This window comes from Microbacterium sp. (genome assembly GCF_049650565.1).
GTDB lineage: Bacteria > Actinomycetota > Actinomycetes > Actinomycetales > Microbacteriaceae > Microbacterium.
Window position 1 is genome coordinate 24435 of the sequence record NZ_JBASAK010000030.1, and the last position, 20242, is coordinate 44676.

The following is a 20242-nucleotide window of genomic DNA, read 5'->3' on the forward strand; positions in this document are numbered from 1 at the left end:
CGAGGTCAGCCGTCGATGACGGCGACCAGCTCGTCCAGGAACGCGTCGAATCCGTCGGCCCTGCGCACGATGCGCTGAACGCTCTCGTGCTCGCTGAACACCTCCACGAGCTGCTCGAACACGGTCTGGAAGCCATCGCGGTCGCTCTCGCTGAAAGCCGCGAGCGCGACGACCTGCACCCTGCCCTCGCCCCACGCCACCGACCCGTCGGCGATCCCGATGGCGATGGCGGTGCGCTGCGCGGTCATCTGCATCGCGTGCGGCACGGCCAGGGCATCCGTGAACGCCGTGGACGACATCCGCTCCCGGGCGATGGTGTTCTCGATGTAGTCCTCGCCGATGAGCCCGGTCGCGACCAGCAGACCGCCCAGCCGGCGGATGATCCGCTCCTCGCCCTCGTCGGGGACCGGGACGAGGAAGGCGTCGGCGGAGAAGTAGCGCGCGAGCTCGGCGCGCAGCCGCTGCAGGCGCCGTGAGCGGCGGATGCGGGCGGCGGCCTGCTGCACGCGCTCGATGTCGGCCCCGGCGAGGAACGGGGTGATGCGCACGATGCGCTCGTCGCCGTCGCCGGCGGGGATGGTGGAGAGCACCAGGTCGGTGTCGATGGCCGACCAGTCCGGATCCACACTGGTGTCCACGCGCACCACCTCGATGAGGCTTCCCAGCGATCGGTCCACGCTGGCGTGCAGCAGCTCCTGCAGCTCGCGGTAGCCGGGGCACACGATCGTCGCGGTGAGGATGGCATCCGCTGCCCTGCTGCGCTCGAGCCTGCCGCCGACGTGCATGGCGATGTACGCGATCTCATCCTCCTGCAGCGGCACGCCCAGCCGGTCGTGCAGGCCGCTGGCGATGGACACCGCCACGTCGAAGATCATCGGGTACGAGGACTTCAGCGACTGCGTGAGCGGATTGCGCGTCCACGCATGCTCCTCGGAGCGCCGCAGCAGGTTCTGCACGTGCAGCGACAGCCGCACGATGAACGCATCGTCGACGAGATCCACCTGGTAGTCGCGCGCCGCCTGCTCCACCTCGGCGCGCACGGCCCGCTCCACCTCGGGGTCGGACAGATGCGGTGTGCGCCGACGACGCGTGTCGCCGGGTGTGACCACACGGGTGAGCACGAGGTTGGCCAGGTGCTCGCGGTCGCCCTCGCCCAGCTCGACGCCGAAATGGCTCCTGGTGAGCCGCGCGATGGACGCGCCCACCGCCGCCACCGCCTCGTCGGGGGCGGTGGAGCGCTTCTCCAGAGCGCGCCCGGCGGCGACGCGCTCGGCCGCGATGGTGATGTGCAGCAGCACGTCGCTGATGGCGAGCTCGTTGACGTAGTAGCCCTGCTCGCCGAGCTCCCGCACGAGCGCGGCCTTGAACGGCGCGACCTCACCTGCGGGGACCGTCTCCGGCGCGAGCGCGCGCTGCAGCGCGTCGGCGCGGAGCGGGCCGGCATCCATCTCGTCCTGCGCGAGCCTGGACAGCAGCCGCCGCAGCGACTGCTCGTCGCCGCGCAGTCGCACCCGGTCGCGCTCGCGCTCCAGCACCACCCGGCCGCCCTCGAGCAGGGATCGCACGCGCGCGAGATCGTTCTCCAGCGTGGTCTCGCTGACGTGCATGCCCAGCGCCGCGTCGTACACGTCGATGCCGTCGGTCTCGTCCACGAGGGTGCGGATCAGCGCGTGCAGGCGGGCCCGGGGTGTGCCCTGGTCCTCGGGCCTGCGGGAGGCCTCGGCGGCGTGCGCGCCGGCGCGGTACCCAGCGGGGCCCGATTCCACGACATCGCCGCCGTCGACACGAGCGTTGAGGGCTGCGACATAGGAGCGGACGCTGCGCGGTGTGACCCCGAGCCGATCGGCCAGGCTCGCCGCCGTCGACCAGGAGTCCTGCCGGCGGAGCACCGCGAGCAGCTGATCCTGACGCTGACGAGACATCCGCCTGCCTTCCTCATCGACGACCCCCGCGCCTCCATGATGCCAGGCGCCTCGGATCGGCGGGGCGGAAAGCCGTGTTCCGCAGGGGCGGAAACAAGCCTGCTGGAAGAACGCTGTGAGTCGCGGCGACACTGAGGGTGGAAAGGGAGATCGATGCGGATTCTCATCGTGTGCGGGGCAGGGGCCTCCAGCACGTTCGTCGCCGGCAGGCTCGCGCGAGCCGCGGCAGCCGCAGGACTGGCCTGGGAGACCTCCGCCGGCACCGAGAGCACCGCGCTGGCGGCCGTGGGCGTCGACCTGGTGCTCGTCGGACCGCACCTGCAGGACCGCGCCGACAGCATCCGCACCGCCACGGGTCTCCCCGTCGTCGTCCTCCCCGACGACGCATTCACGGATGTCGACGGCAGCCGCACGCTGCGCCTCGTCCGCGACGCGACGACCGCGCCGCACGACCGGAAGGAAACACCATGACCGCCATCACCCGCACGGTTCGCGTCGGCTCCTCGCACGGCCTGCACGCCCGACCCGCCAAGCTGTTCGCACAGGCGGCGAAGGAGTCGGGCATCCCCGTCACGATCGCCAAGGACTCCGGCAAGGCCGTCAACGCCGCCAGCATCCTGGCCGTGGTGGCGCTGGGCATCGACTTCGGCGACCATGTCGTGCTGAGCGCCGATGGCGAGAACGCCGACGCCGTCCTGGACGCCCTCGTCGAGGTGCTCACCACCGATCACGACGAGGCGGCATGAGCATCCTGCGCGGCGTCGGCATCGGTCAGGGCATCGCCACCGGCCCCGTCGTGCGGATGGCCCCTGCGCTCCCCGAGCCGGTGGACGAGCCCAGTGCCGTCGGAGCGGATGCCGAGCGCGAGCGCGCCCGTGCCGCCATGACGGCCGTCGCCGGCGATCTGCAGCAGCGTGCGGATGCCACCGGCGGCGCCGCCAAGGACGTGCTCGAGGCGCAGGCCATGATCGCCGAGGATCCGACGCTGACGGACGAGGTCGTTGCGCGCATCGACCAGGGCGCCACCGCCGAATGGGCCGTGCACGACGCCTTCGCCGGCTTCCGCGCGACTCTCGAGGCCGTCGGCGGATACCTGGGCGAGCGCGCCGCCGACCTGGAGGACATCGCTCAGCGCGTGCTGGCACGGCTGCGGGGCGTCGCCGCCCCCGGCGTGCCCGATCCCGGGCATCCGTTCGTGCTGGTCGCGCGCGACCTGGCCCCCGCCGACACCGCGCTGCTGAAGCTGGACCAGGTGCTGGCGCTGATCACCTCCGACGGCGGGCCCACCTCGCACACCGCCATCCTGGCCCGTGAGAAGGGCATCGTCGCCGTCGTCGGCGCGGCGGATGCGGATTCCCTCGTCGACGGCACGACGGTCATCGTCGATGCGGCAGCGGGCACGGTCAACGACGCGCCCACCGCCGCGGAGCTCTCCTCTGCCGCCGAGAGGATCGCCGCGCGCGCCGCGGACGATGCCTCACCCGCCGGGCCCGGGGCACTGGCCGACGGCACACCGGTGAACCTGCTGGCCAACCTCGGCAAGCCCGCCGACGCCGCGGACGCCGTGGCGCGCGGGGCGGAGGGCGTCGGCCTGTTCCGCACCGAGTTCCTGTTCCTCGGCGCCTCTCAGGCGCCGACCATCGCCGAGCAGCGCACCGCGTACGTCGAGCTGCTGAGCGCGTTCGAGGGGCGCAAGGTCGTGGTGCGGCTGCTGGACGCCGGCGCCGACAAGCCGCTGGCGTTCCTCAACGACGCGCACGAGGAGAACCCCGCGCTCGGCCTCCGCGGCCTGCGCGCGCTGCGCGCCAGCGAGGACATCCTGCGCGAGCAGCTGACGGCACTGGCCGAGGCGGATGCCGAAACCGCCGCCGATCTGTGGGTGATGGCTCCCATGGTCACCACCGTCGAGGAGACCGCGTACTTCACGGCCCTGGCGAAGGAGTACGGGCTGAAGACCGCCGGCGTCATGGTCGAAGTGCCCGCCAGCGCGCTGCTGGCCGACCGCGTGCTCGCGCACACCGACTTCGCCTCGATCGGCACCAACGACCTCACCCAGTACACGATGGCCGCCGACCGCCTGCTGGGCTCGGTGGCGTCGTTCCAGGATCCCTGGCATCCCGCCGTGCTGCGCCTGGTGCGCGAAGTCGGCGCCGCCGGCGCCCGCGCCGGCAAGCCCGTCGGCATCTGCGGTGAGGCCGCAGCCGACCCGCTCCTGGCCGTCGTACTGGTGGGTCTGGGCGCCACCAGCCTGTCCATGGCGCCCTCGGCCCTGGCCGATGTGCGTCGCTCGATCGCACAGCACACCCTCGACGATGCCCGTCGCATCGCCGCCGCCGCACTCGACGCCGACGACGCCGCCGGCGCCCGCGCCGCTGCGGGTGCCACCGCAGCGCACTGAACCCGAACACCCTCCCTTCACATCAGGAAAGAGAAGAAAAATGACGACGTCGTCACCCCACAAGCCTTCAGGCGCACGCATCGCCGTGCAGCGCTTCGGCACGTTCCTGTCTGGCATGATCATGCCGAACATCGCCGCGTTCATCGCATGGGGCTTCATCACCATGCTGTTCATCCCGGCGGGCTTCTTCGGCGCCAAGAGCCCCTTCGGCTGGCACTGGGCACCGGTGGCCGAGATCCTCGGCGGCGGCGGCAACTCCGCCGACATCGGCTGGCAGGGCGCCATGACCGCGCTCACGCAGGGCACTGACGGAACCTTCGCCGGCTATGTGGGGCTGGTCGGCCCGATGATCACCTACCTGCTCCCGCTGCTGATCGCCAACACCGCGGGCCGCATGGTCTACAGCGAGCGCGGCGGCGTGGTCGCCACCATCGCGACCATGGGCGTGATCCTGGGCACCGACATCCCGATGTTCCTCGGCGCGATGATCATGGGCCCGATCGCGGCCTGGATCACCAAGCGGATGGACCGCCTGTGGGAGGGGAAGATCAAGCCCGGCTTCGAGATGCTGGTCAACAACTTCTCCGCCGGCATCCTCGGCATGCTCCTCGCGATCGTCGGCTTCTTCGCCTTCGGCCCGATCATGACCGGCATCAGCACCGTCCTCGGCGCGGTCGTCGGCTGGTTGGTGTCGCTGCACCTGCTGCCGGTGCTCTCGATCATCGTCGAGCCCGCCAAGGTGCTGTTCCTGAACAACGCCATCAACCACGGTGTGTTCACCCCGCTCGGCATCGAGCAGGCCACCGAGACCGGCAAGTCGATCCTGTTCCTCATCGAGGCCAATCCCGGCCCCGGTCTGGGCCTGCTGCTGGCGTTCAGCTTCTTCGGCGTCGGGGCCGCGAAGGCGTCCGCCCCCGGAGCCATCGTCATCCAGTTCTTCGGCGGAATCCACGAGATCTACTTCCCCTACGCGCTCGCCAAGCCCGCCACGATCCTCGCGCTGATGGCCGGTGGCGCCACCGGCGTGGCGACCAACATGGTGCTCGGCGGCGGCCTGGGCTTCCCCGCGGCGCCCGGCAGCATCATCGCCGTGACGGCCGCGGCGGTCGGCGGTGGCGTCGGCAACCTGCTGGTGGTCTATCTCTCGGTGGCACTGGCGGCGACCGTCACGTTCCTCATCGCCGGTGTCATGCTGCGCGCCTCGCGCAAGCGGGATCTGGCGGCCGAGGCGGCCGGCGCGGACGCCTTCGGCTCGGCCATCGCGCAGACCGAGGCCAACAAGGGCAAGCGCTCCAGCGTGCTGGGCACCCTGGGCGGCGGCACCGCGACCGCGACCCTCACCCGCCCGATCGAGACGATCGTGTTCGCCTGCGACGCGGGAATGGGCTCCTCCGCCATGGGTGCCAGCGTGCTGCGCAACAAGATCAAGAAGGCCGGGATCGAAGGAGTGAAGGTCACCAACGCGGCCATCGCGAACCTCGACGGCGCGGCCGACCTGATCATCACGCAGCAGCAGCTCACCGACCGCGCGAAGTCCAAGTCGCCGGCATCCGAGCACCTCTCCGTCGACAACTTCATGAACTCGCCGGTCTACGACGAGGTCGTGAGCATGCTCGAAGCGCAGCAGAAGGGCGCAGAGCCGACCGCCGAGGCCGAAGCGGCCGCCCCGGTCGCGCAGCCGGCATCCGCCGTCCTCACCGCCGACCGGGTGCGCATCCACGCCGGATCCGCGACCCGCGACGAGGCACTGAAGGAGGCCGCCGACGTGCTGGTGGCCGCGGGCGCCGTCACGCCCGACTACCTGCAGGCCATGCGCGACCGCGAGAAGTCGGTGTCCACGTTCATGGGCAACGGCCTGGCGATCCCGCACGGCACCAACGACGCCAAGGACGCCGTGCTCGGTTCCGCGCTGAGCGTGGTGCGCTACGACGGCGGAGTGGACTGGGACGGCGACCGTGCCACGTTCGTGATCGGCATCGCCGGCAAGGACGGCGATCACCTGCAGATCCTCTCGAGCATCGCGGAGCTGTTCTCGGACGAGGACGACGTGGCACGGCTGAACGCCGCAACCACGCCCGAGGAGCTCTTCGCGCTGCTGTCGGCGGTGAACGAGGCATGAGGGCCGTCCACTTCGGCGCCGGCAACATCGGCCGCGGCTTCGTCGGACTCCTGCTGCACCAGGGCGGCTACGAACTGGTGTTCTCCGACGTCGCAGCCGGGCTGGTCGACGCCATCAACGCGGCCGACTCGTACACGGTGCACGAGGTGGGCGACGGCGGGACCGACACGCAGGTCACCGGCTTCCGTGCGATCAACAGCGCTGCGGACCCCGAGGGTCTGATCGCCGAGATCGCGGATGCCGATGTCGTGACCACCGCGGTCGGCCCCACCGTGCTGAAGTTCGTGGCCGCCCCCATCCTGGACGCCCTGCGGCGCCGGGATGCGGGGGCGGCCCCGCTGCAGGTCATGGCGTGCGAGAACGCGATCGGCGCCACCGACCTGCTGCGCGAGGCGATCATCGCGCGCGCAGGCGACGAGTGGCCCTCGCTCGCCGCGCGCGCGGTGTTCGCCAACACCGCGGTGGACCGCATCGTTCCCGGGCAGCCGGAGGGCGCGGGCATCGACGTCACCGTGGAACCGTTCTACGAGTGGGCCATCGAGCGCGGCCCGTTCGGCGACAACCCGCCGCACATCCCCGGCGCGCACTTCGTGGACGACCTGGCGCCGTACATCGAGCGCAAGCTGTTCACGGTGAACACCGGGCACGCGGCCACCGCGTATCTGGGGGCGCAGGCCGGATTCGACCGGATCTCCGACGCACTGGCCGATCCCGGCATCCACGACGCGGTGTCCGCCGCGCTGGAGGAGACCTCCGCGCTGCTGGCCGCCAAGCACGGCCTGGATCCCGCGGATCTGGCCGAATACCGCTCGACCATCCTGCGGCGCTTCGCGAACCCCGCCCTGCCGGACACGGTGTGGCGGGTGGGCCGCCAGCCGCTGCGCAAGCTCTCCCGGCACGAGCGGTTCATCGGCCCGGCCGCGGAGGCGGTGGAGCGCGGCCTGAGCGCCGACGCGCTGCTGGTGGCGGTCGCCGCCGCCCTGGCCTTCGACGATCCTGCTGACGAGCAGTCCGTGCAGCTGCAGCAGCGGCTGCGCACGGAGGACGCCGAGGTGCTGGCATCCGACGTCACGGGGCTGGATGCCGGGCATCCGCTGTTCCCCGCCGTGCTCGAGGCCTTCGCCGCACGCACGGTCGCCGTGCGGCGACACTGAACGCACCGGTTACTATCGAGAGACCCGGGGGGGGATGAGTTCATCGAGCACGCCGCCGTGCAGGAGTGACATGAAGAGATACGCCGTCGTCGGCGCAGGCCCCTCGGGGCTCGCCACCGCCCGGGCACTGCAGCAGCAGGGCATCCGAGTGGACGGTTACGAGGCCTCCTCGGGCGTCGGCGGGCTGTGGGACATCGACAACCCCCGCAGCACGATGTACGAGTCAGCGCATCTGATCTCCTCGCGCACCACCACCGAGTTCACGGAGTTCCCGATGGACTCCGATGCCGACTACCCCGGCCACCGCGTGATGAAGGCGTACTTCGACGCCTACGCCGACGCGTTCGGGCTGAGGGAGCTGTTCCGCTTCGACACCGCCGTCTCCCGCGTCGAGCCGTCGGGAGACGGCGGATGGATGCTGCATCCCGAGGGCGATGACGCCGTGCGCTACGACGGCGTCATCCTCGCGAATGGGACCCTTGCCGAGCCCCACGTCCCGACCTTCGCAGGCGACTTCACCGGCGAGATCATGCACACCTCGCGCTACAAGTCCGCGTCCCAGCTGGACGGCAGGCGGGTGCTGATCATCGGCGCCGGCAACTCCGGCTGCGATATCGCGGTGGATGCCGTGCACCATGCCGCCTCCGTGGACATGAGCGTGCGTCGCGGCTACTACTTCGTGCCGCGGTACCTGTTCGGAAGACCCAGCGACACCCTGAACCAGGGGCGCCCGCTGCCCGCGCGGATCAAGCAGTTCGTCGACACCCGGGTGCTGAAGGCGTTCACCGGCGACCCTGTGCGCTTCGGGTTCCCCGAGCCCGACTACCGCATCTACGAGTCGCACCCGATCGTCAACACTCTGGTGCTGAACCACCTCGGCCAGGGCGATCTGCGCATCCGCGCCGACATCTCGCACTTCGACGGACGCACCGTGCACTTCCGCGACGCATCCTCGGACGACTACGACCTGATCCTGCTGGCGACCGGCTACACGCTGGACTACCCGTTCGTGGACCGCGAGCACCTGCACTGGGACCAGGCATCGCCGAAGCTGTTCCTGAACGTGTTCCCGCCCTCGTTCAACGGCCTGTACGTGATCGGCATGATCGAGGCGTCCGGCATCGGCTGGCAGGGGCGGTTCGAGCAGGCCCGGATGCTGGCGGCCTACCTCACAGCCGATGAACGACGCGCCGCGGCCTTCCGAGAGCGCGTGACCGGCCGGCCCTGGCCGGACACCACCGGCGGCTACCACTACCTGGCGCTGGAACGCATGGCGTACTACGTGAACAAGGACGCCTACCGCTCGGCGGTGCGCGCGGCGACCCGCGACCTGGAAGCGCGATGAACGTCGACGATGTGGCGCTCAACTTCACGCCAGGAACCCTGATCATCCTGAACGTGGTGCTGGGGCTGATCATGTTCGGCATCGCCCTGGACACGAAGCCATCCGACTTCAAGGTCGTGCTGCGTCATCCCCAGCCGTTCGTCATCGCCATCCTCGCCCAGCTGTTGGTGCTGCCTGCAGTGACCTTCGGATTGACGATGCTCCTGCCGGTCACGCCGTCGATGGCGCTGGGCATGATCGTGGTGGCCTGCTGCCCGCCCGGCAACATCTCCCAGGTGCTCACGCACCGCTCCGGCGGCAACGTGGCGCTGTCGGTGTCGCTGACCGCCGTCGGCAACCTGATCTACATCTTCGCCATGCCGTTGAGCATCGCTTTCTGGGGCTCGCTGCACCCGGCGACGGGTCCGCTGCTGCACGCCATCCGGCTGGATCCCGCCGAGATGCTCCTGGAGATCGTGCTGATCATCGGCGTGCCGTTCGCGGCCGGCCTGCTGCTGCGGGCAGGGCTCCCCCGCTTCGCACAGCACGTGCAGCCGTTCGTACGCTGGTTCAGCCTGATCGCCCTGGTCGGGTTCATCATCGGCGCACTGGCCGGCAACTGGGCCGTGTTCCTCAGCGTGATCGGCGCCGTGCTGATCGTGGTGGCCGTGCACGACGCGGTCGCCCTGGGCATCGGCTACACGACCGCCGTCGTCGGTCGGCTGGGCACCCCCGAGCGCAAGGCCATGACGTTCGAGGTCGGCATCCGCAACTCCGGCCTGGGACTGGGCCTGATCTTCGCGTTCTTCGGCGGGCTGGGCGGCATGGCCGTCGTCGCCGGCTGGTGGGGCGTCTGGGACATCATCGCCGGGCTCATCCTGGCGGCCGTGTGGGCCTGGCGCACGAAGCGCCGCACCGGTTCGCCGAAGGGCGACGCGTCGCAGCATGCCGAGGTGGCCGCATGAGCCGCGTACTGATCACCGGCGGATCGGGCTTCCTGGGCTCGCACGTCACAGCCCTGCTGGCCCAGCATCCCGATGTCGAGACCGTCGTCAGCGGCGACCTGCGCACCTCGCCGGTGCCGGGGGTGGTCTCGGAGCCTCTGGACGTGACCGATGCCGCCGGCATCGCACCCGTGCTGCGCAAGCACCGCATCGATGTGGTCGTTCACCTGGCCGCCATCGTGAACCCCGGGCGCGATGCGGCGCTGGAGCGCCGTGTGGACGTGGAAGGCAGCCGCAACGTCCTGCACGCGTGCATCGCCGCCGGCGTCCGCCGCATCGTGGTCTCCAGCTCCGGCGCCGCCTACGGGTACCACGCCGACAGTCCCGAGTGGCTCGACGAGCAGGATCCGGTCCGAGGCAACGACGAGTTCCCGTACTCGCAGCACAAGCGCCTGGTCGAGGAGATGCTCGCGCAGGCCCGCGACGAGCATCCGCAGCTGGAGCAGGTGATCTTCCGGATCGGGACCATCCTCGGACCCGCCGTGCACAACCAGATCACCGCGCTGTGGGACGGCAGCCGACTTCTGCGCGTGGCGGGCTCGGACTCCCCCTTCGTGTTCATCTGGGTGGATGACGTGGCCGCCGCCATGGTCCGAGCCGCCACCGACGGCCCCGCCGGCATCTTCAATGTCGCAGGCGATGGCAGGATGACTGTGCCGGAGATCGCCACCAGGCTGGGCAAGCGGATGCTGACCATCCCGGCCTGGGCGCTGGGAGCGGCCTTGACGATCGGGCACGCACTGCGGCTGACCGAGCACGGCCCGGAGAAGGTGCGCTTCCTGCGCTACAGACCGGTGCTGGCCAACCGGCGCCTGAAGGAGGAGTTCGGGTACACACCCCGATTCACCTCACGCGAGGCATTCGAGGAGTACCTGCGCCTGCATCCTGGTGTGGCCCGGGGTTAGCCCTCGAAGCCCTCGCCGATCATCTCCACGAGTTCCTCGCGCTCCTCCACCGGCAGGAACGCGGCGGATGCGGCGTTGAACTGGAAGGTCTCCAGGTCGTCCAGGTCGTACTCGAACGCATCCACCAGCAGCGCCAGCTCGCGGGTGAGCGTGGTGTCGCTCATGGTGCGGTTGTCGGTGTTGACGGTGACGGCGAAGCCCAGCTGATGCAGCAGGTCGAACGGATGGTCGGCGAGCTGATTGCCCCACTGCGCGATGGCGCCGGTCTGCAGGTTCGAGCTGACCGACAGCTCCAGCGGGATCTCACGGTCTCGCACCCAGCGCGCCAGATCGCCGAACTGCACCTGCACCTCGTCGCCCTCGCGCTCGATGACCTGCAGATCCTCCGCCACGCGCACGCCGTGGCCGAGGCGCAGCGCGCGCCCGTCGAGGAGGGCGGAGCGGATGGATGCCGGGCCTGCGGCCTCGCCCGCGTGCACGGTGACCGGCATGAACTCGCCGGCCAGGTAGGCGAACGCGTCTCGGTGGCGGGACGCCGGGTAGCCGTCCTCGGGGCCGGCGATGTCGAAGCCGACGACGCCCTGCTCCCGGAAGTGCACGGCCAGCTCGGCGATCTCGCGGGCACGGTCGTTCTGCCGCATGGCGGAGAGGATCTGTCCCACGCGGATGCTGTGCCCTGCGGCATCCGCGTCGTCCTCGCCCTGCTCCAGACCCCGCTGTACGGCGCGCACGGCATCTTCGAGGCTCAGGCCGCCGAGCACGTGCTGCTCGGGCGCCCAGCGCACCTCACCGTAGATCACACCGTCGGCGGCCAGATCGGCGACGTACTCACGCGCCACACGGGTGAGCGCCTTCGCGGTCTGCGTCACCGAGACGGTCAGGTCGAAGGTCTTCAGGTACGCGGGAAGGGACCCCGCACCGCATTGCTGGGAGAACCAGCGGCGCAGCCCCGCCTCATCGGATGCCGGAGCGTCGACGCCCTGCGCGTCGGCGAGCTCGAGGATGGTGCCAGGGCGCAGCGCGCCGTCAAGATGGTCGTGCAGGGACACCTTCGGCAGGGCGCGCAGGGAGACGCCCTGCACAGTGGGGTCGTTCGTCATCGAGTCCTCCGGTACTCAGGCGGTGATGCGCTCGCGCACGATCGGCATGCGCTCCGGCGCCGTCTGGCCGATCTCGTAGGCGCCGTCGAGCGCCTGCAGAGCACGGGCGAAGCGGGCGTCGTCCTCGGCGGACAGCGTGAACAGGGTCTGCCCCGCGCGCACCCGGTCGCCGGGCTTGACGGCCAGGTCGATGCCGGCGGCGAAGATCACCGGGTCCTCCGCGCGTGCACGGCCGGCGCCCAGGCGCCAGGCGGCGATGCCGAAGGGCAGGGCATCCATGCGGGTGACGACGCCGTCGACGGCCGCGCGCACCACGTGCGTCTCGCGGGCGGTCGGCAGCACGGCATCCGGATCGCCGTCCTGGGCGCGGATCATGGCCTTCCACGAATCCATGGCGCGACCGGAGTCCAGGGCCTTCTCGACGTCGGCGTCCGGCTGTCCGGCCAGTGCGAGCATCTCGCGGGCCAGCGCCAGGGTCAGCTCGCGCACGTCGGCCGGGCCGCCGCCGGTGAGCACCTCCACGGACTCGCGCACTTCGTTGGCGTTGCCGATGGCGAGACCCAGCGGGGTGTTCATGTCGGTCAGCAGCGCGGTGGTGGCGACCCCCGAGTCGGTGCCGAGGGCGACCATGGTGCGGGCGAGTTCCCGCGCGCGGTCGATGTCCTGCATGAAGGCGCCGTTGCCGAACTTCACGTCCAGCACCAGGGCATCCGTGCCCTCGGCGATCTTCTTGGACATGATGCTGGAGGCGATCAGCGGGATGGCCTCCACGGTGCCGGTGACGTCGCGCAGCGCGTACAGCTTCTTGTCGGCGGGCGCGAGGCCCGAGCCCGCAGCGCAGATGACCGCGCCGACCTCGCCCTGCATCTGCGCGAACATCTCCTCGTTGCTCAGCGCCGCGCGCCAGCCGGGGATGGACTCCAGCTTGTCGAGCGTTCCGCCGGTGTGGCCGAGGCCGCGGCCGGACAACTGCGGCACCGCCACGCCGAAGGAGGCCACCAGCGGCGCCAGCGGCAGGGTGATCTTGTCGCCCACGCCCCCGGTCGAGTGTTTGTCGACCGTGCGCTTGCCGAGGGCTGCGAAGCTCATCCGCTCCCCCGTCGCGATCATCGCGTCGGTCATCACGCGGATCTCGTCGCGCTCCATGCCGCGCTGCAGCACGGCCATCGCGAAGGAGGCCATCTGGGCATCCGACACGTAGCCGCGGGTGTATGCGTCGATCATCCAGCGCAGCGGCGCCTCGGCGACCGCGCCGCCGTCGCGCTTGGTGCGGATGACGTCGACGGCGTCGAAGGGCTCGACGGTCATCGCGCTGCCTCCAGGTCTCGAGGGCCGAACGCGTTCGGCAGGACTTCATCGATGGTGCGGATGCCGGAGACGGTCTCCAGCAGCATCTCGGGGCTGGAGTGCTCGAACAGCAGCTGGCGGCACCGGCCGCACGGCATGATGGTCTCGCCGTCTCCGTTGACGCAGACGAACGCCACCAGCCGGCCGCCGCCGGTCATGTGCAGTTCGCCGACCAGCGTGCACTCCGCGCACAGCGTGACGCCGTACGAGGCGTTCTCCACGTTGCAGCCGGCGATCACGCGGCCGTCGTCCACGAGCGCCGCAGCGCCCACCCGGTAGCGGGAGTACGGCGCGTACGCCTTCGTCATCGCGTCGGTCGCGACCTGTCTCAGGTCGTCCCAGTCGATGTCCGTCATTGCTTCGTTCAGCTCCTCAGGATTTGATGTATGGCACGCCGTCCTCTGCCGGCGGGCGGGAACGCCCGACCAGGCCGGCGACGGCGAAGATCGTCACGATGTACGGCAGCATGAGCATGAACTGGCTCGGCACAGGGGAACCGATGACGCTCAGCACGCTCTGCAGGTTGGTGGCGAAGCCGAACAGCAGGGCCGCCAGGGTGGCCTTGATCGGGTCCCACTTTCCGAAGATCACCGCGGCCAGGGCGATGAAGCCCGCGCCGGCGGTCATCTCGGGGTTGAAGCGCGGCACCGAGACCAGCGTGTAGAACGCGCCGCCCATGCCTGCGATGGCGCCGGCGATGAGCACGTTCATGTAGCGGGTGCGTGCGACGTTGATGCCGACGGTGTCGGCGGCCTGCGGGTGCTCGCCGACCGCGCGCATGCGCAGCCCCCAGCGAGTGCGGTACATGCCGTACCAGACCACGAACACGATGACGTACATCAGATACACGATGATGGTCTGCCGGAACAGGATCGGCCCCAGCACGGGGATCTGGCTGAGCAGGGGGATGGCGAGCCGCTTGAACGGCTCGACGGTGTTCAGCGTCGCCTGATCGGGCGCCAGCACCTGCCGGAACAGGAAGCTGGTGATCCCGATGACCAGCACGTTCAGCACGACGCCGACGATGACCTGGTCGACGTAGTACGTGATCGAGAAGACGCCCAGCACCAGCGCCACCAGGACGCCGGCGACCATGGCCGCGATCAGCCCCGCCCACGGCGTGCCCGTCACGGAGGCGACGATGGCCGCGCAGAAGGCACCCGCCAGCAGCTGCGCCTCGATGGCGATGTTCACGACGCCGGCCCGCTCGCCGATCACGCCGCCCAGAGCGCCGAAGATCAGCGGGGTCGCCAGCGCCAGCGCGCCGCTGAGCAGGCTGATCATCGGCAGCGTGCCCTCGCTGCCGGCCGCCGCCCAGGCCAGGAATCCGAAGATCAACGCGGCGGCGTGCACAGCGACCAGCCACAGCGGCAGCGTGCGGTGCTGCAGGGCGCGCATCACCGCCATCACGGCGATCACGGCGGCGATGGCGACGCCCACCCAGGCGGTCGCGGTGCCCGGCAGGGTGAGATCGGGAACGGCGAGGATCTCACTGCCGCCGGCGAACCGGAAGGTGGCATCCCCCTTGCGCGGCGCCAGCAGTGGCAGCAGCGCCACCAGCACGACGACGACGGAGAGGATGATCTGCGTCTTCCAGGAGACGACGGTGACGGTGCGGGGCTCCGCCTCGAGGGTCTGGACGCTCACGCGGCCACCTCCTTCTTCGCGGCGCGGCGCACTCGACGAGGCGCCTGCTCGGGCTGCGGGATGCCGAACATCGCACGCACCAGCGGCGGCGCGGCGATGAACAGCACGATCAGGGACTGCACGACCAGGACGATCTCGATGGGCACGCCCTGCGAGGCCTGCATCGTGAAGCCGCCGGTCTTGAACGCGCCGAAAAGGAGTCCGGCGAACAGGATGCCGATCGGGCGCGAGCGCCCCAGCAGCGCGACGGTGATCGCATCGAAGCCGATGCCGGCGTCGATGCCGCCGCCGAAGCCGTTGGGCTCGGTGCCCAGTGCCTGGCTGACGCCGGCGAGCCCGACCAGGCCGCCGCCGATGATCATCACGACGAAGTACATCCGGCCCACCGAGATGCCGGCGGTGCGGGCCGCTGCGGGGTTCTCGCCCACGGCGCGGAAGCGGAAGCCGAGGCTCGAGCGCTCCAGGATCCACCAGGTGACGGCCACGGCGACCAGAGCCAGCAGGAAGCCCAGGTGCAGCTTGTACATCGGTCCGAGTATCTGCGGGAGGACGGCCGTGTCGGCCATGGGCGCGGTCTTCGGGTTGCTCGAACCCGGTGCCTGCAGGACGCCCTGAGTTGCCAGCATCCAGGCCAGCAGATAGAACGCGATGTGGTTGAGCATGATCGTCACGATCACCTCGTGCGCACCGGTGCGGGCCTTCAGCAAGCCGGCGATGCCGCCCCAGATCGCACCGGCGATGATGCCGGCGACCAGCGCCGCGATCATGTGCAGCGGGAAGGGAAGGTCCCAGGCCGTGGCGATGTAGCCCGCGGCGGCGGCAGCCATGAGCATCTGCCCCTGACCGCCGATGTTGAACAGGCCGGCGCGGAATGCCAGCCCGACGCCGAGTCCCGCCGCGATCAGCGGAGTCGCGAACTTGAGCGTCTCGGTGAACGGCCGGATGCCGATGGCGAACGACGTGGCGTTGAAGTTGTAGATGGAGCCGCGGAACAGCGCCGCGTAGGCGCCGCCGACGGAGCTGCCGATCGCGCCGAACGTGTCGGTCGGGCGCTGGAAGAAGTAGCCTGCGGCGGCCTGCACGTCGGGATCGGTCGCGGCGATCATGATCGAGCCGACGATGATCGAGGCGATCACCGCGAGCACCGAGACGAGCGCGTTGCCCGTCGCGATGCGGGTGAACGCCTCGCGCCAGCGGGAGGGTCCGGGCGCGCCGGTCTCCTTCTCGGGCGCAGGGGTCTGCGTCTGGGCGGCGGTCATGCCTGAGCTCCTTCGTTCATGGCGCCGGCCATCATCAGGCCCAGCTGCTCGCGCGGGGTGTCGCCGGGCACGACTCCGACGATCCTGCCGCGGTACATCACCAGGATCCGGTCGGCGAGCGCAGTGACCTCGTCGAGTTCGGTGGAGATCACGATCACCGGCACCCCGGCATCCCGCGTCTCGATGACCCGCTTGTGGATGAACTCGATGGAGCCGACGTCCACGCCGCGGGTGGGCTGTGCCGCCACGAACAGCGACAGGTCACGGCTGAGCTCACGGGCCAGCACGACCTTCTGCTGGTTACCGCCGGAGAGCCGGCCGGCGGGCTGATCGGGTCCCTGCGTGCGGATATCGAACTCGGCGATCTTCTCACGGGCGAACGTGTCCAGCAGGCCCAGCTGCAGTGCACCGGCCTTCACGAAGGGTGCTCCGCTGGAGCGGTCCAGCATGAGGTTCTCAGCGATCGAGAACTCCTTGACCAGGCCATCCACGCCGCGGTCCTCGGGGACGAAACCGACGCCGGCGTCGAGGATGTGCCGCACACTGCGGCCCACCAGCTCCTGTCCGTTCAGGCGGATGCTGCCGCGCACCTTCTCCTGCAGGCCCATCAGCGCCTCGGTGAGCTCGGTCTGGCCGTTGCCCTGCACGCCGGCGATGGCGAGCACCTCGCCGCCGTGCACCTCGAAGGATGCGTCGTCGACGAGCACCGTGCCGACGGCGTCCGTGACAGTGAGGTTCTCGACGACCAGTCCGTTCTGCTGCACGTTCGGCAGTCCCTTGTGCACGGTCAGCTCGACGGCGCGCCCCACCATCAGCGAGGCGAGCTCGGTGTTCGATGCTGTGGGCTCGGCCTCGCCCACGACCTTGCCGAGCCGGATCACCGTGATCCGGTCCGCGACCTCGCGCACCTCGCGCAGCTTGTGAGTGATGAAGACGATCGCGGTGCCCTGCTCCTTGAGCCGGCGCATGGTGGCCATCAGCTCGTCGGTCTCCTGCGGCGTCAGGACGGCGGTCGGCTCGTCGAAGACCAGGATGCTGGCGTCGCGCGAGAGCGCCTTGATGATCTCCACGCGCTGCTGCACGCCGACGGGGAGATCCTCGACGACGGCATCCGGGTCCACGTCGAAGCCGAAGCGATCGGAGATCTCTCTCACCTGACGGCGGGCTGCCGCGAGATCCAGCCTGCCGCCGAAGGACGTCTTCTCGTGCCCGAGCATGACGTTCTCGGCGACGGTGAAAACCGGCACGAGCATGAAGTGCTGGTGCACCATGCCGATCCCGGCGCTCATGGCATCGCCCGGCCCGCCGAAGTGCTGAACCACGTCGTCGATGAGGATCTCCCCCTCATCGGCCTGGTACAGCCCGTAGAGCACGTTCATCAGCGTGGACTTGCCGGCGCCGTTCTCACCCAGCAGGGAGTGGATCTCACCGGGGTTCACCACCAGGTCGATGTGGTCGTTGGCAGTCAGTGCGCCGAACCTCTTCGTTATGCCGCGCAGCTCGAGCTTCATATGTCCGATCCTATTCGTGACGTTCTGTCCGTCCCGGGGTCGCCGGGCAGACGACAGCGGGGAGGCCGGAGCCCGACCTCCCCGCTGCGGATTCCCTGCTCAGTCGAGATAGGACTTGACGGTGATCTTGCCGTCGATGATGCCCTGCTTGATCTCGTCGACCTTCTTGACGAGGGCCGGGTCGACCTTGCTCTCGAAGTTGTGCAGCGGCGCGATGCCGACGCCCTTGTTCTCGAGGGTGCCGATGTACGGCTCGCCGCTGAACTTGCCCTTCGATGCGGCCATCACAGCCTCGTAGGTGGACGTGTCCATCTCCTTCATGACCGAGGTCAGGACGTAGTCGTCCGTGGTCGGGTCGGTGACGAAGAGGTCGGCGTCGGCGCCGATCAGGGCGATGTCCTTGCCGGAGTCCTTGATGGCCTGCAGGCCGGACTGGTAGATCGGGCCGCCGACCGGGAACAGCACGTCGACGCCCTGGTCGATGATGTTGGTCGCCACGGTCTTGGCGTCCTGGTTGGCCTCGAAGCCACCGGTGAAGGAACCGGTCTTGCCGTCCCAGCCCACGACCGCGACGCTCTTGGAGTTCTCCTTGTTGAAGTACTCCACGCCCTGCTTGAAGCCGTCCATGAAGATGGTCACGGTCGGGAACTCCATGCCGCCGAAGGTGCCGACCTTGCCGGTCTTCGAGTAGCCGGCCGACAGGTAGCCGGCCATGAACGCGGCCTCTGCCGTGTTGTACAGCAGCGGCTTGACGTTGTCGGGCTTCTTGTCGCCGCCGGCGTCATCGATGAGGATGAAGTCGGTGTCGGGGTTGGCGTTGGCCGCGTCGACCGTGGCGGCGGAGAGCGCGAAGCCGACGGTGACGATGGCGTTGCAGCCCTCGGAGACCATGTTCTCCACGTTCGGGGCGTACTCGGTCTCGGCGTTGGACTGCGCCTCCTTGAGCTTCACGCCGATCTCGTCGGCGGCCTTCTTGGCGCCTTCGTAGGACAGCTGGTTGAACGACTTGTCGTCGAAGCCGCCCATGTCCGAGACGATGCACGTCTGGTACTTGGATGCGGCGGGCGTGTCGCCCGCGCTGCCGGACTTCTCGGTCGGAGCCTGGCCGCAGCCGGCGAGAGCGAGGATGACGCCCGCGGCGACGGTCACCGCGAGCATCTTCTTGGTCGTAGAGATGGGCACTCTTTGCCTCCCCATGAGATCTTCTCCGCGGATGTCGCGGATCGATCCAAGTTACCCAGGGTTACGCTCCGGCGCACCTTCGGCCACCTCGAGGCGGCCGAATGGTTATGATTCCGCAACTCAGAGCACGTCGCCGCGTCCGGTGAGCTTGAGCGACTCGACGACGCCCTTCACCCGCTGCGCATGCTCCACGGTCGTCACCAGCAGCGCATCCGGGGTGTCCACCACGACGATGTCCTTCACGCCCACCAGGCTGATCACGCGCGAGGTCTGGCTCACGAGGATGCCGCTGGCGGCATCCGCGAGCACTCTCGCCTTCGGCCCCAGCACCGCGAGGTCGTTCTTGCGGCCATGCGTGATGAGCTTGGTCAGCGAGGCGAAGTCCCCCACGTCGTCCCAGTCGAAGTGCCCGGGGATCACGGCCAGGTGGCCGCGCTCGGCGGCGGGCTCGGCGACTGCGTAGTCGATGGCGATCTTCTTCAGCCGCGGCCAGATGCGGTCCACGGCCGGCCCGCGCAGGTCTCGGTCGTCCCAGGCAGCCGCCAGCTCGACCAGCCCCGCGTGCAGCTCGGGCTCGTTCACAGCCAGCTCGTCCAGCAGCACGCCGGCCTTCGAGATGAACATGCCCGCGTTCCACAGGTAGTCGCGGTCCGCGACGTACTCCTTCGCCGTCGCGAGGTCCGGCTTCTCGACGAACCGCTCCACGAGCGTGGCCTCGGGCGCACCGTCGACGACGATCTCCTCGGCGCGCTTGATGTAGCCGAAACCGACAGAGGGTTCGGTGGGCGGGATGCCGATCGTGACGATGTACCCCTGCCGCGCCACCTGCACGGCCTGCTGCACGGCCCACTCGAACACCTGCGTGCCGCGGATGACATGGTCGGCGCTGAAGGAGCCGATGATGACGTTCGGGTCGCGCCGGTGCAGGATCGCAGCGGCAAGGCCGATGGCCGCCGCCGACTCGCGAGGCTCGGACTCGAGGAACACGTTCTCATCCAGGATGCCCGGCAGCTGGCCCTCCACGGCCGCGCGGTGCGCCCGGCCGGTCACCACGGCGATGCGCCCCGGTCCCGCCAGCGGCTCCAGCCGGTCCCACGTGTCCCGCAGCAGCGAGTGGCCGGAGCCGGTGAGATCGTGCAGGAACTTCGGCGCGTCGGCGCGGGAGAGCGGCCACAGCCTGCTCCCGATGCCCCCGGCGGGGATCACTGCGTAGAAGTCGTCGATTCGCACCATGCGCCCAACCTACCGTTGCGCGTCGCCGAAGCCGCTGAGCGCGAGCCGCTAAGGGGACCCTTCGTCGCACCCAGCGTTCTGACAGGAATAGGATGGACGAGGTCGGGCGTGCCCGGATGCACGGACCCGACGTCACG

17 protein-coding genes are annotated in these 20242 nt (G+C 69.8%); 8 read left to right on the forward strand and 9 right to left on the reverse strand.

The annotated features are described in order from the left end of the window. Positions 1-5: 5 nt before the first annotated feature. Positions 6-1922, reverse strand: coding sequence for a BglG family transcription antiterminator (locus tag WA967_RS05220; protein ID WP_424419834.1), 1917 nt, complete (start codon positions 1920-1922; stop codon positions 6-8). A gap of 153 nt (positions 1923-2075) precedes the next feature. Here WA967_RS05220 and WA967_RS05225 point away from each other — a divergent pair, with 153 nt between their 5' ends. The 8 genes from WA967_RS05225 (at position 2076) to WA967_RS05260 (ending at position 10826) form a co-directional block, all read left to right on the forward strand. Beyond that, the gene (locus tag WA967_RS05225; RefSeq protein WP_424419835.1) at positions 2076-2393 is read left to right on the forward strand and encodes a PTS sugar transporter subunit IIB; all 318 of its coding nucleotides are present in this window, start codon (positions 2076-2078) and stop codon (positions 2391-2393) included. Further along, positions 2390-2668, forward strand: coding sequence for an HPr family phosphocarrier protein (locus WA967_RS05230; RefSeq protein WP_424419836.1), 279 nt, complete (start codon positions 2390-2392; stop codon positions 2666-2668). The genes WA967_RS05225 and WA967_RS05230 overlap by 4 nt, the downstream gene beginning before the upstream one ends. Beyond that, positions 2665-4320, forward strand: a complete 1656-nt coding sequence (gene ptsP / locus WA967_RS05235; protein ID WP_424419837.1) for a phosphoenolpyruvate--protein phosphotransferase — start codon at positions 2665-2667, stop codon at positions 4318-4320. The genes WA967_RS05230 and ptsP overlap by 4 nt, the downstream gene beginning before the upstream one ends. Before the next feature lie 40 nt (positions 4321-4360). Continuing rightward, complete coding sequence (locus WA967_RS05240; protein ID WP_424419838.1) at positions 4361-6439, forward strand: PTS mannitol transporter subunit IICBA; 2079 nt, start codon at positions 4361-4363, stop codon at positions 6437-6439. Beyond that, positions 6436-7593, forward strand: a complete 1158-nt coding sequence (locus tag WA967_RS05245) for a mannitol-1-phosphate 5-dehydrogenase (RefSeq protein ID WP_424419839.1) — start codon at positions 6436-6438, stop codon at positions 7591-7593. The genes WA967_RS05240 and WA967_RS05245 overlap by 4 nt, the downstream gene beginning before the upstream one ends. A 70-nt stretch (positions 7594-7663) precedes the next feature. Beyond that, positions 7664-8938 (forward strand): flavin-containing monooxygenase, encoded by a 1275-nt coding sequence (locus WA967_RS05250; protein ID WP_424419840.1) that lies wholly within the window; start codon positions 7664-7666, stop codon positions 8936-8938. Next, positions 8935-9882: a bile acid:sodium symporter family protein gene (locus tag WA967_RS05255; RefSeq protein WP_424419841.1), complete on the forward strand. Its 948-nt coding sequence runs from the start codon at positions 8935-8937 to the stop codon at positions 9880-9882. The genes WA967_RS05250 and WA967_RS05255 overlap by 4 nt, the downstream gene beginning before the upstream one ends. After that, on the forward strand, positions 9879-10826 hold the full coding sequence (locus WA967_RS05260) for an SDR family oxidoreductase (protein WP_424419842.1): 948 nt from the start codon (positions 9879-9881) through the stop codon (positions 10824-10826). The genes WA967_RS05255 and WA967_RS05260 overlap by 4 nt, the downstream gene beginning before the upstream one ends. Here the strand turns inward: WA967_RS05260 and WA967_RS05265 are convergent. The 8 genes from WA967_RS05265 to WA967_RS05300 all read right to left on the reverse strand — a co-directional run bounded on the left by WA967_RS05265 (position 10823) and on the right by WA967_RS05300 (position 20105). Beyond that, positions 10823-11926, reverse strand: a complete 1104-nt coding sequence (locus WA967_RS05265) for an adenosine deaminase (protein WP_424419843.1) — start codon at positions 11924-11926, stop codon at positions 10823-10825. The two genes, WA967_RS05260 and WA967_RS05265, sit on opposite strands and share 4 nt — an antisense overlap. 15 nt (positions 11927-11941) lie before the next feature. Continuing rightward, positions 11942-13234: a thymidine phosphorylase gene (locus WA967_RS05270; RefSeq protein ID WP_424419844.1), complete on the reverse strand. Its 1293-nt coding sequence runs from the start codon at positions 13232-13234 to the stop codon at positions 11942-11944. Next, positions 13231-13629, reverse strand: coding sequence for a cytidine deaminase (locus WA967_RS05275; RefSeq protein ID WP_424419845.1), 399 nt, complete (start codon positions 13627-13629; stop codon positions 13231-13233). The genes WA967_RS05270 and WA967_RS05275 overlap by 4 nt, the downstream gene beginning before the upstream one ends. Before the next feature lie 16 nt (positions 13630-13645). After that, complete coding sequence (locus WA967_RS05280; RefSeq protein ID WP_424419846.1) at positions 13646-14920, reverse strand: ABC transporter permease; 1275 nt, start codon at positions 14918-14920, stop codon at positions 13646-13648. Then, positions 14917-16179 carry an ABC transporter permease gene (locus WA967_RS05285; protein WP_424419847.1) on the reverse strand — a complete coding sequence of 421 codons (1263 nt, stop codon included), beginning with the start codon at positions 16177-16179 and terminating at the stop codon, positions 14917-14919. Before WA967_RS05285 ends, WA967_RS05280 begins: the two co-directional genes overlap by 4 nt. Next, entirely contained in the window at positions 16176-17690 is a 1515-nt protein-coding gene (locus WA967_RS05290) for an ABC transporter ATP-binding protein (RefSeq protein ID WP_424419848.1), read from the reverse strand. Before WA967_RS05290 ends, WA967_RS05285 begins: the two co-directional genes overlap by 4 nt. 99 nt (positions 17691-17789) lie before the next feature. Next, positions 17790-18872: a BMP family lipoprotein gene (locus tag WA967_RS05295; RefSeq protein WP_424419849.1), complete on the reverse strand. Its 1083-nt coding sequence runs from the start codon at positions 18870-18872 to the stop codon at positions 17790-17792. A gap of 120 nt (positions 18873-18992) precedes the next feature. Then, the gene (locus WA967_RS05300) at positions 18993-20105 is read right to left on the reverse strand and encodes a mannose-1-phosphate guanylyltransferase (protein WP_424419850.1); all 1113 of its coding nucleotides are present in this window, start codon (positions 20103-20105) and stop codon (positions 18993-18995) included. Between the last annotated feature and the right edge of the window lie 137 nt (positions 20106-20242).